This is a genomic window from Candidatus Amarolinea aalborgensis (assembly GCF_900491745.1).
Taxonomy (GTDB): domain Bacteria; phylum Chloroflexota; class Anaerolineae; order SSC4; family Amarolineaceae; genus Amarolinea; species Amarolinea aalborgensis.
Genome location: NZ_UETR01000039.1, coordinates 18,024 through 28,523, shown reverse-complemented (window position 1 = coordinate 28,523; position 10,500 = coordinate 18,024). Strand labels below are relative to the sequence as shown.

The 10,500-nt window shown below is 62.6% G+C and carries 16 protein-coding genes; all 16 read left to right on the top strand.

The annotated features are described in order from the left end of the window. Positions 1-83: 83 nt before the first annotated feature. The 16 genes from ACPQ6D_RS21285 (at position 84) to ACPQ6D_RS21210 (ending at position 10,491) form a co-directional block, all read left to right on the top strand. The gene (locus tag ACPQ6D_RS21285) at positions 84-512 is read left to right on the top strand and encodes a putative zinc-binding protein (protein WP_423226366.1); all 429 of its coding nucleotides are present in this window, start codon (positions 84-86) and stop codon (positions 510-512) included. Beyond that, positions 505-1,239: a putative zinc-binding protein gene (locus ACPQ6D_RS21280; protein WP_423226365.1), complete on the top strand. Its 735-nt coding sequence runs from the start codon at positions 505-507 to the stop codon at positions 1,237-1,239. Before ACPQ6D_RS21285 ends, ACPQ6D_RS21280 begins: the two co-directional genes overlap by 8 nt. Further along, a complete protein-coding gene (locus ACPQ6D_RS21275; protein WP_423226364.1) occupies positions 1,239-1,676 on the top strand; it encodes an OsmC family protein in 438 nt (145 codons plus the stop codon). Before ACPQ6D_RS21280 ends, ACPQ6D_RS21275 begins: the two co-directional genes overlap by 1 nt. 37 nt (positions 1,677-1,713) lie before the next feature. Beyond that, on the top strand, positions 1,714-1,968 hold the full coding sequence (locus tag ACPQ6D_RS21270; RefSeq protein WP_423226363.1) for a thioredoxin family protein: 255 nt from the start codon (positions 1,714-1,716) through the stop codon (positions 1,966-1,968). Positions 1,969-2,095: 127 nt separating this feature from the next. Beyond that, entirely contained in the window at positions 2,096-2,806 is a 711-nt protein-coding gene (locus ACPQ6D_RS21265) for a PIG-L deacetylase family protein (RefSeq protein WP_423226362.1), read from the top strand. After that, positions 2,803-3,153, top strand: coding sequence for a carboxymuconolactone decarboxylase family protein (locus ACPQ6D_RS21260; RefSeq protein WP_423226361.1), 351 nt, complete (start codon positions 2,803-2,805; stop codon positions 3,151-3,153). Before ACPQ6D_RS21265 ends, ACPQ6D_RS21260 begins: the two co-directional genes overlap by 4 nt. 26 nt (positions 3,154-3,179) lie before the next feature. Continuing rightward, positions 3,180-3,935 carry a sulfite exporter TauE/SafE family protein gene (locus tag ACPQ6D_RS21255; RefSeq protein ID WP_423226360.1) on the top strand — a complete coding sequence of 252 codons (756 nt, stop codon included), beginning with the start codon at positions 3,180-3,182 and terminating at the stop codon, positions 3,933-3,935. Between the two features lie 41 nt (positions 3,936-3,976). Then, the gene (locus ACPQ6D_RS21250) at positions 3,977-4,681 is read left to right on the top strand and encodes an FmdE family protein (protein ID WP_423226359.1); all 705 of its coding nucleotides are present in this window, start codon (positions 3,977-3,979) and stop codon (positions 4,679-4,681) included. Between the two features lie 133 nt (positions 4,682-4,814). Next, complete coding sequence (locus ACPQ6D_RS21245) at positions 4,815-5,588, top strand: metalloregulator ArsR/SmtB family transcription factor (protein ID WP_423226358.1); 774 nt, start codon at positions 4,815-4,817, stop codon at positions 5,586-5,588. A 57-nt stretch (positions 5,589-5,645) separates the two neighbouring features. After that, the gene (locus ACPQ6D_RS21240) at positions 5,646-6,182 is read left to right on the top strand and encodes an XdhC family protein (RefSeq protein ID WP_423226357.1); all 537 of its coding nucleotides are present in this window, start codon (positions 5,646-5,648) and stop codon (positions 6,180-6,182) included. 74 nt (positions 6,183-6,256) lie between these two features. Beyond that, positions 6,257-7,177 (top strand): vitamin K epoxide reductase family protein, encoded by a 921-nt coding sequence (locus tag ACPQ6D_RS21235; protein WP_423226356.1) that lies wholly within the window; start codon positions 6,257-6,259, stop codon positions 7,175-7,177. A gap of 57 nt (positions 7,178-7,234) precedes the next feature. Beyond that, positions 7,235-7,996 (top strand): sulfite exporter TauE/SafE family protein, encoded by a 762-nt coding sequence (locus ACPQ6D_RS21230; RefSeq protein WP_423226355.1) that lies wholly within the window; start codon positions 7,235-7,237, stop codon positions 7,994-7,996. Positions 7,997-8,053: 57 nt separating this feature from the next. Then, entirely contained in the window at positions 8,054-8,677 is a 624-nt protein-coding gene (locus tag ACPQ6D_RS21225; RefSeq protein ID WP_423226354.1) for an FmdE family protein, read from the top strand. Between the two features lie 20 nt (positions 8,678-8,697). Further along, positions 8,698-9,303, top strand: a complete 606-nt coding sequence (locus tag ACPQ6D_RS21220) for an FmdE family protein (protein WP_423226353.1) — start codon at positions 8,698-8,700, stop codon at positions 9,301-9,303. Position 9,304: 1 nt separating this feature from the next. Then, positions 9,305-9,697, top strand: coding sequence for a NifB/NifX family molybdenum-iron cluster-binding protein (locus tag ACPQ6D_RS21215; protein WP_423226352.1), 393 nt, complete (start codon positions 9,305-9,307; stop codon positions 9,695-9,697). A gap of 32 nt (positions 9,698-9,729) precedes the next feature. Continuing rightward, a complete protein-coding gene (locus ACPQ6D_RS21210; protein WP_423226351.1) occupies positions 9,730-10,491 on the top strand; it encodes a DUF169 domain-containing protein in 762 nt (253 codons plus the stop codon). The last annotated feature ends 9 nt before the right edge of the window (positions 10,492-10,500 follow it).

The window sequence follows — 10,500 nt, the reverse complement described above, 5'->3', positions numbered from 1 at the left end:
CCTGCTGGATGCTGACGCCTATTTTGCGGTCATGAAAGCCCAGGCTGAAGCCGCAGCCGCGTAGGAAAGGACAGAGATCGTCTATGGACAAGAAGGCAACGCCCCGGTCAGATCGAGTGCTGGTGGTGCCGTGTTCAGGCATCGGCAAGTCGTATGGGACGGTGACGCGCGAAGCCGCGTATATCCTGGCCGAGGAACTGCGGCCCGACCAGGTTGAGCTGCTCCCGCTCTCCCTGGTGGTCTTGGGCGACGCAGCCCTCAAGCAGAACATCAAGGGCCGGGCGGCGATTACGATTGACGGCTGCAACCTGGAGTGCGCGCGCAAGAACGTCAGCGAGGCCGGCGCGGTGGTCGTAGAAAATTTCCGCGTGCTCGACGCATACCGGCAGCACCGCCAGCTCAAGCCGCAAGGCATTGCGGAGCTAAACGAGGGCGGGCTGGCCCTGGCGCGTATCATGGCGACCGAGGCGGCCGCGGTGGTTGACGGCGTGCAGGAGGCAGACCATGCCTGATCTCTTGGAGAAGAAAGTGGGCATTGTCGCCTGCTCAGGCGAAGAGATGGCCGCAGGGCTGGTGACGCGCCTGGCCGCGCTCAAAACCCTGGAGGAACGGCGCCGCGGGCAGACGGTGACGATTTGCCTGCCGCTGTTTCTGGCCGGCGGCGAAGGCGATCGCGCCTTTGCCAGGTTCTACCCCACGATTGCCGTTGACGGCTGCGAGATGCGCTGCGCCGCGCGCGCGACGGAAATGTACAGCAACACGCCGGCCGCCAGCTTCGTCGTCACCGACTTCATCGAGGAGAACGGCCTGCCCACCCCCAACGGCCTGCGCAAGCTTGACGCCGGCGGGCAACTGGTGGTGGACCGGTTAGCCGACGCCCTGGCCGCGAAGGTGGATGAGCTGATGGCCGTGCGCTGGAGCCGGACCAAAGGCGCAGCCCTGGATTCGTCCCCTGCTCCGACTGCGAAGGTAACGGAGGGCGCCGCGTGCGCGTGCGGTTCGGGCATACCCATCACCCGGATCGAGATGCACGGCCAGACGCTGGAATTCCTGGCGTTGACCGCGATCTTCGACCTGGCCGATGCGCAGGGTCAACCCACCGGCGACGCCGCGCCGGACAGCCTGCTGGCCGCGGTGCGTCTCTACAATCCAGTGCCCGCGGGTCAAGAAAGCCTGTACGCCGAGGCCGTGGGTCTGGCCTGGAACGATTACAAGACCCAGAAAGCGAGCCGATCCTGATGGCAAAGACAGCGACTTATTGGACCGACGTGCGTTGGGACGGCGAACACTGGGGACACGTGACCTTGGGCAACGGCCCGCAGATGCCCTTTTCCGCACCGCCCGACGCTTACGGCCATGAAGGTGTGTTGACCCCGGAAGATGCCTTTGTGGCCGCGGCCAACACCTGCATCATGATGATGTTCCTGTGGGCGTGCGAACGCTTCAAGATTGACCTGGTCAGCTACACTTGCCACGCGGAGGGCGCGAAGCGCATCGAGCTGGATCAAACGGAGATTTTCACCCACCTGCGGTTCTATCCACAGATTGTGGTGCGACAGGCCGACGAAAAACGGGTGCGGCGCGCGCTGGAATCCGCGCAGAAGTACAGCCTGGTGGCGAACTCAGTGAAGAGCGAAATCATCATCGAGCCAAACATCATCGTCATGGCAAATTGACGGAACAACCAACTCACCAACAAGGAGAAACGATCTGATGACAATCAGCATCAAAGTGCTCGGCCCAGGCTGCAACAACTGCCACCTGGTCGAGGAGAACGCCAGGGCCGCCGTGATGCAGCTCGGCGTCGAGGCCGAAATCGAACATGTGACCGATCGCGCCGCCTATCCGACGTACGGCCTGCTGTACACGCCGGGCCTGGTCATCAACGGCAAGCTGGTCAGCGGCGGGCGCATCCCCACCGTCGCCGAGGTGCAGACCTGGCTCGCCACGGCGGCGATGGCTAACTAAAATGAAAAACCCTTCGGCCTGGCGCCGAGGGGTTTTTCTGGGTTGTCATATATGCAAAATTCTGCATGGAGAATGTGATGACTGTCAATATCGTGTGAGCAAAAGGGCAAGATCCATGAATGCACCGATGGCGCAGAGAACCCTGTTAGTGGTGTTAGCCCACCCAGACGATGAGAGTTTCCCCATGGGCGGCACACTCGCAAAATACGCCGCCGAGGGCGCGCGGGTGACGCTGGTGTGCGCCACGCGCGGCGAAGCTGGCATTCCTGGCCTGAGTGCGGCTGACACCGCCCAAATCCGGACGCGCGAGCTGCAGGCTGCCGCCGCAGCGCTGGGGCTGGCCGACGTGCGTTTCCTCGGGTATCTGGACGGCCAATTGGCCGCCGCCGACGCGGACACGGTCGTCGGCCAGCTCGTCAACATTCTGCGCGCGGTGGGGCCACAGACTGTCATCACGTTTGGTCCCGACGGCATCTCTGGCCACCCCGACCACCTGGCCATTCATCGCATGACGACATCAGCTTTCGACCAGGCTGCGCTCCCCGCGCGGCTCTACTACCTGGCGCCCTCCGCGGCGACGCTGCAAGGCTGCGGCGTGATCCCGTCACAGGAACTCGCCGGCGGGTCGGTGGCGGCCATTGACGTGGCCGACCATTTGGTGACCAAGGTGCGCGCCATCCAGTGCCACGCCAGCCAGGACCCGCCCTTCTCCGGGCCACCTGAGATCGAGGCCGAGCGCCTTACCTGTCACGAGTACTTCACCCTGGCCCGGCCTATCGTCGGCAACGACACAGGCTGGACCGACCTGTTCGAGCCAACTCTGATGAGGACATCATGATAACCGATTACATCGCCTATTACCAACACCTTGAGCGGCGCCTGGCGCAACTGGGACAGGAGGCTCCAGGCCCGATGAGCGGCTTTGCGCGGCTGCACAAAAAAGCCGTCGAAGCGGGGGCGTTGGACGCCAAGACCAAGGAACTGATGGCCCTGGCCATCGGCATCGCCGTGCACTGTGACGGCTGCATCGCCTATCACACCCACGACGCCGTGGCCGTGGGCGCCACCCGTGCACAGCTTTTGGACACCATCGGCGTCGCCCTGCTGATGGGCGGCGGCCCGGCATCTATCTATGCGGCTCACGCGCTGGATGCGATCGAACAGTTCTTACCCGCCTCAGCGTAAGGCTGGCCAGACAAGGAGACCGGATTATGCTCTACGTTATTCTGAGCGCCCTCTTGTTTGGGCTCTCGTTTTTGGCCGGCATGTTGGGTCTGGGGGTCGCCTTCATTGCGACGCCAGTGCTGGGGCTGTTTGGCTTCGACCTGAAGCACGTGATCATGCCCTGGTCGTTGTGGCTCAATGGCCTGACGGCCATCTCCGGGGCGATCACCTTCGCGCGCGCCCGCATGGTGGATTGGCGCACAGCCATCCCGTTATTGATCATCACAACGCTTGTCGCGCCGCTTGGCGTCTGGCTGCTGCAATTTGTCAGCACCACGGTGGTTTGGTGGATGTATGTCGGCGTCCTGTTCTTTCTTGCCTATCGCATGGCCTTCCCGCCGGCGATGAACGATAGCCAAACCCCCGTCATCGCCGACACGACCCGGGTTAAGGGCGGACTTCTCAGTGCGTTCATTGGTACCTTCGCCGGTTTTCTCGGCGTCGGGCCGGGCTTTCTGATGATGCCCACCCTGGTTATGCTCGGCTACACGGCGCGCATTGCCGCTGCGACCAATTCTGTGATTGTCACGGCGCCCTCGTTTTCGGCCTTTGCGGCGCACCTGGGCGATGCTCAATTCGACTGGCTGATGTTGATTCTCACCTCTATCGCCGCCGTGGTAGGCGCGTGGTTGGGCGCGCGCTTCATGGCCAAGCGGGTCAAGTCGCTGACCCTGAGTCGTATTTTCGCCATGGCATTGGTGATCCTGGCCGTGCAGCGCGCCTGGATTCTGCTTGCCAGTTAGGATTGGAAATGAGTTCTGAAGTCAAGGTCGTAGACAGCAGAATGATCAGTGCCGCGCGGGTACCCTCGGCAAGAAAGATGGCTGCGCGGCTGACGACCACGGTGGCTCAGGCCAACCAGCAAACACAAGGAGCAACTAAGAAGATGAACGATCAAGAGATTTTGAATGACACCCTGAAATTTCACGGACACCGCTGCTGGGCCAGCGTAGCCGGTGTGCGAGTTGGGTTGGCGGCCCTCGCCGCGCTGAACGCTAAACGCGCCGGCGGCACCCAGCTCTATGCCATCATCGAGACCGGCGAGGAGCATGGCGGAATGTGCTTTGGCGATGGCGTGCAATATACCACCGGCTGCACCTTCGGCAAGGGCAACATGCGCAAGAACCCGCTGGGCAAACTGGCCGTGACGCTGATTGACAAGGACGGAGAGCGGGCCGTGCGCGTCTCCTACAAGCCGACCTTGCAAAAACAGATCGCCGCGTCGTCCTTCATGCAGCAGCGCTCAGCCGGCATCTCGCCCGACGAGATCGCCGAGGCTGACCAGATGGAGCTGGTCAACCTGGTCTGGAACGCGCCGGAGAGCGACGTACTGACCGTCGGCCCCGTCTTCGACTACCCGTATAACTGGCTGCCCGAGGTGATGGGCTTTGCCAAGTGCGATCGCTGCGGCGAGCTGGTGGCGCACGCTTACCGCCGCGTTGTGGGCGACCAACACCTGTGCATTCCCTGTTCGGGCTACGACCGCTGATCGAGCGATCGCCCAAGGTCGCCCCTACCCCGTCCAGGCAATAACGTGGCGGCATGGATGGGACATTGGGCGATTTGTTTGCTCGGAGACGGATCGCGAGTCTCTAGCGGCCTCGGCGCAAAGGAGTTGAACCATGACCACCGGTCGAGACCCTTCACCCGACAAAGCGGACGACCTGCAGCAAAGTGACCAGCAGATCATACAGGTGTTCAAGGCGCTTAGCCACCCATTTCGCCTGGAGCTCCTGCGCCAATTATCGGGCGAGGAGGCCTGCGTGTGCCGTCTGGCGGAACGCACCGGACGCCCTCAGCCCTACGTGTCGCAGCAGATGAGCGTGTTGCGACGGGCAGGCTTGGTGACCTCCTGGAGAGACCGTCAGCAGATTCATTACAAGATCAACCAGGATCGTTTGCAGCGGGCCTTGAGCCTGGCGGCTGTGGCTGGCGCCGCCGCTGGCCAGGCGTTCTGGCCAACAGCGACGACTTCCCCCCCTGTCGCATGCTGTCCTTCCGCGCGCATGCATAGACCCGTTAGTCAGGAGACATTTATGAGCAACAACAATTTTATGAATCCATGGCATGGCATCCCCCGTGAAGGGATCGCCTGGCACCCTACGGTGATCGCCGACCGCTGCGTTGGCTGTGGCCAGTGTGTGACCTCATGCGGCCGCCAGGTGTACGGCTTCGACTACACAGCCAACCAGCCGGTGGTCGTGAACCCATTCCATTGTATGGTCGGCTGTACCACCTGCGCCACGGTCTGCACCCAGGACGCGCTTGAGTTTCCATCGCGCGGCTTCATCCGCCAACTCGTGCGTGAGCGCAAGCTGCTGCGCCATGCCAAGGACGAGCTCAAGGCGAACCGCGAGAAGTACGACGTGGTGCAACGCCCAACAGTGGCGCCTTAGCTCGAAGTTCGCATCCGCCAGGCAGCGCAGCAAACTCTGGCCGAAGGCCAGCCACGGTTGTTCCATTTCGCCTTGCAAGAGGAAGGCCCCGACGCCATCGGCACGCTGTGCGGCGGCGCGGTGAACGTGTTCATCGAACCTTATCTACCCAGGCCTATGCTACTCATCGTCGGCGGCGGGCACATCGGCCGGCCCCTGGCCGAGCTTGCGCGTATGGTCGGATACGATGTCCAGGTCGTAGATTTGCTCGCCGAACGGGCCGACCGGCCGCAGCTTGCGCTCGATACAATCACTGAACGCACCTACGTCGTGCTCATCAGCGAGGATCATGTCACCGATGAGCAGGCGCTGCGCGATGTGCTGCCGGCGCCCGCAGCTTACATCGGCATGATCGGCAGTCGGCGCAAGATCGGCGTCATCCTGGAGCACCTGCGCGCCGACGGCTTCAGCGAGGAGCAGTTGGCCCGCGTATGCGCGCCCATCGGCCTGGATCTGGGCGGCCGCGAGCCAGCCGAGATTGCACTGGCCATCCTGGCCGAGATAGAGATGACGCGGCACGGCGGCAGCGGCCGGCCGCGCCATAAGAGCGACTAACGCCAGAGGTCACCGTTCTTCCGGCGCAAGGCTGCCAACGCAGCCACAAGATCATGATCTACAAGGATTGACTGATGCGTTTGTGGATTTTTCGCGGGGCGATGTTCGCCCTTTGGCTAGCCACTGTCTTGAACCTGGCGCTGCCGGTCGCCGCGGCGCCGCGTCCAACACCGACGGTGAAAGCCTGTCATATTTGTGATGAGCAGGAGGCGGCCTGGGCCACCGCCGCGGCCCAGGCAACGCCCACTGCCAACGAACAGCAGCCAAATGAGCCACCCTCAACCGGGCTTCCCACCGTGGCCGCTTCCTCTCCGGTCGTGCGCGGCGTGCCGCAGCCAATCGCCATGCCGCTTGACGCTCCGGTCGAGGCGCAGGCTTCCGAGCCGCGCTCCAACGGCTTCGCACTGGCCATCGCCGTCATCGCTGGGATGGTGGTTTCCCTGATCTATGCGGGCATCCGCATGGTGCGCTCCGACGGTGGCGAGATGTCCCGCTTCGCCAAAGTGGGGTGGAATGTCCTGACGCCGCTGCTGGCGCTGGCCGGGCTGGCGGTGGCCGGTTACCTGTCTTACGTAGAGACGCAGCTGGTGCAGGCGGTATGCGGCCCGGTAGGCGACTGCCATGCCGTGCAGAGCAGCCCTTATGCCCGGCTGTTCGGTGTGCTGCCCGTGGGCGTATTGGGCGCGGCCGGCTACGTCGGCATCCTGGCCGCCTGGCTGCTAAACAGGTCGGGGCGCGGCCCATTGGCCGCCCAGGCGCCCGTCGCCGGCCTGGCCATGGCCCTGTTTGGCGTCATGTTTTCTCTGTACCTGACCTACCTGGAACCGTTTGTCATCCGTGCGGTGTGCATCTGGTGCCTGACCTCAGCGGCGGTCATCACCTTGCTGATGCTACTGAGCGTCGAGCCGGCGCGGCACGCTTTTGCGCCGGATGATGAGGATGGTCAGGATGAAGAGGAGGTGGTGGACGATGATCCGGTTGCTGAGCCTGGCTGAGTTCGTGCTCGAAGAATGGGCTGTGCGAGTCAAAAATGAAAGCGCGAGGTGAGTATCTTGCCGACTGATTCAACTACGATTCTGATCAGCGCGGCGCTGGTCTTCGTCTTCTCCGGCCTACTGGCCATGGCCGGGCTGGGCGCAGCGTTCCTGTTTGTGCCGTTGTTTTATTATCTCGGCGTGCCGCTGGCCGAGGCCACGCCAACCGCGCTGCTGCTGAACGTGGTCAGCCTGCTGTTCGCCACGATCAATTACTGGCGCGGCAAGCTGATCAACTTCCGGGTCGGCCTGCCGGTGCTGATCGTCGCCGTCATCCTGTCGCCATTCGGCGCGCGGCTGACGCCGTATGTGGACAAGCGGCTGCTGCTGGGTATGTTCGCAGCTTTCCTGGTCTTTGCCGGCTTCATGATGCTCTTTTACCACGCGAAGAAGCGCGAGCGCGCACTCAGTCGGCCGATCGAGGTGGCTGCCGGCGCGGGCGTCGGCGGCGTCGCCGGCTTCCTGGGCGGGCTGCTGGGCGTAGGGGGTGGCAACTTCATCCTGCCGGTGCTCAACTGGCTGGGATTGGACCCCAAGGTAGCCGCTGGTACGACCGCGCTCGTCGTGGTGTTCTCGTCCTTCTCCGGCTTCCTGGGCCACGCGACCCTGGGCGGGCTGGACTCGCTTTTCATCGGCATCACAGCAGTGATGGCCGCCGCCGGCTCGATCGTCGGCTCGCAACTCATGAAGACGAAGCTGTCGAGCAGCCAGCTCAAGAAGATGATCGGCGTGCTGCTGTGGCTGATTGCGGCCAAGATGATCTACGATCTCATGAAGTAGCTTAAACCAGACGTGTCAGGCGCCTTCGAGACGTCTGATAGGTGACGAAAGGATTCGATGATGACTACGCAACACATCCCCCCAGAATGGGCCTTTGAGTTCCACGCGCATGAGTGTCCCTTCATGCCGATCGGCTACCGCATGGGCAAGCTGGCGCTCGCCTACCTGGGCGCTGAGAAGGAAGCCGACCACGGTTTCTTCGTCTTCCCCGAGCTGGGCGAGGGCCATCCGCAGACCTGCATGATGGACGGCGTGCAGATTGCCACCGGCGCCACCTATGGCAAGGTGATGATCGCCAAGACGTTCTACGGCAAACTGGCCGTCACGTTCTACCATCCGCAGAAGGGCGCGGTGCGCTACTCGCTCCTGCCGGATTTCGTTGACGCGATGGGCAAGGCTGAGTTCTTTGCCTATCGCAAGAAGGGCATCGAGCCTTCGCACATTCCGCTGGAAGTGCGGCGCGAGGTCATCCGGTGGGTCTATGACCAGCCGGATGAGGCCATCTTCAAGGTGGAAGCCAAGCCGGATTTCGCCTACACCCCTGTCAAGGGTTCGTTCAACAAAACCAAGTGCAGCGTGTGCGGCGAGTATGTCTTCGACCGCTATGTGCGCACCAAGGACGGGAAGCCGGTGTGCATCCCCTGCTCGGGCTACGAAAAAACCGTTTTGGTTGAGCGCTAATTTCAAGGAGAATTTTCAACATGGACCGCAACAATGAACTGTACAAGGCTGGCCTGCTGTTGCACGGCCACAAGTGCCCCGCCATGCCGATGGGTCTGCGCGCCGGCCTGGCCGCGCTGGAGGCATTGGGCGTGCCGCGCGCGGCCGATGGCCAGTTGACGGCGCTGATCGAGATTGACAGCGAGCACTGCGCCACCTGCTATGCCGACGGCATCCAGATGGCGACCGGCTGCACCTTCGGCAAGGGCAACATCCGTAAACTCGGCTACGGCAAGTTCGTGTTGACCCTGGTGGAGGTCAAGACCGGGCGCAGCGTGCGCGTCGCCACCCGCAACGAGGTGATCAAGCGCAACCAGGAGTCGGAGTTCATCCAGTATCGCAAAAACAACGTACCGGCCTCCAAGATCGATCCTGCGCTGGTGGAGCCGAACATTGACTTCATCCTGGACGCGGCCGATGCTGACTTGTTCAAGATCGGGCCGGTCACCGAGATCAAGCTGCCCGCCGGCCGGCCGCACGACTTCAACACCATCATCTGCGCCGAATGCGGCGAGGTAGCGGTCGAGCGGTATGCCCGCGTCAAGAACGGGCAGATCGTCTGCATGCCGTGCGCGGAGAAAAACTGACATGAAGATCGCAGCAGTCACCGAGGACGGCGTGACCATCAGCCAGCATTTCGGCCGCGCCCCCTACTATGTCGTTCTGACGGTCGTGGATGGGCAGGTCGTGGGCCGCGAACAGCGTGAGAAGGTCGCGCACGGCCAGGGCGCTGACGGGCACGTCCATGTCGAAGGAGTGGCCCACGGTTTCGATGCGGCGTCCCGGGATACCCACGGCCGCATGGCGGCCCCGATCGCCGACTGCCAGGTGTTGCTGGCACGCGGCATGGGGATGGGTGCGCACGCAAGCCTGCAACAGGCCGGCATTCGTCCCATCATCACCACGATCGCTAACATCGAAGAAGCCGCCTTGCAAGCTGCCAATGGGACGATTATCGACCACCAAGAACGACTGCATTAGGTGCAACCCCGGTCATCGGGAAGGAAATGGATATGGAACTTGAAGCGATCCGGATTATGGCCAAACAGATGCAGGATATCCTGGGTCTGTCGGCGTCGGTCATCGGCGTGAGTTTCCGGGTTGACCCGCCACTGTCAGCGACGGGTGTAACCCTGTCGCAACACCGTTTCTCTCAGGGGTTGATGCGCGCCCGGCATGGGGAGACTGTCAGCCTGGACGGTGAAGGGCTGGCCTGTCCGGCGGCGGCCGCAGCCTTTGGGTTTCGCCCCTTGCCCGAAGGATTAAGGAACGGAAAAGGTCTGGTGGGTTTCGGCATCGTGCAAGACCCGGCCGTGGGACAGAAGATGTTTGAAGAAATGCCCAGGCTGGCGCCCGACCAAATCCACAGCCTGCTGATCTTTCCCCTCTCCGCTGCGCCTGTGCTCCCTGATGTGGTCATCGTGGAGGATGATGTTGAGAAGTTGATGTGGATTAACCTGGCTTACCTCCACGCCACCGGCGGGCAGCGCATCCAGAGTTCGACCGCCATCCTGCAGGCCACCTGCGTCGACGCCGCCATCGTGCCGTATCTCGAAGAGCGGTTGAACTTCAGCTATGGCTGCTATGGTTGCCGTGATGCGACCGACCTGGCTGCTTCCGAGACAGTGGTCGGATTTCCGATCTCCGTGCTGCCAGCGATCGTAAAGCATCTGGAGTTCCTGGCGCAAAAAGCCATCCCGACTTCGCGCGCCAAGAAGGCCTGGGGGGCGCTCAAGGCGAAAGAGGCCCAGCAGGTCGAGAAAGGCCAAAGTTAGAGGCAAACG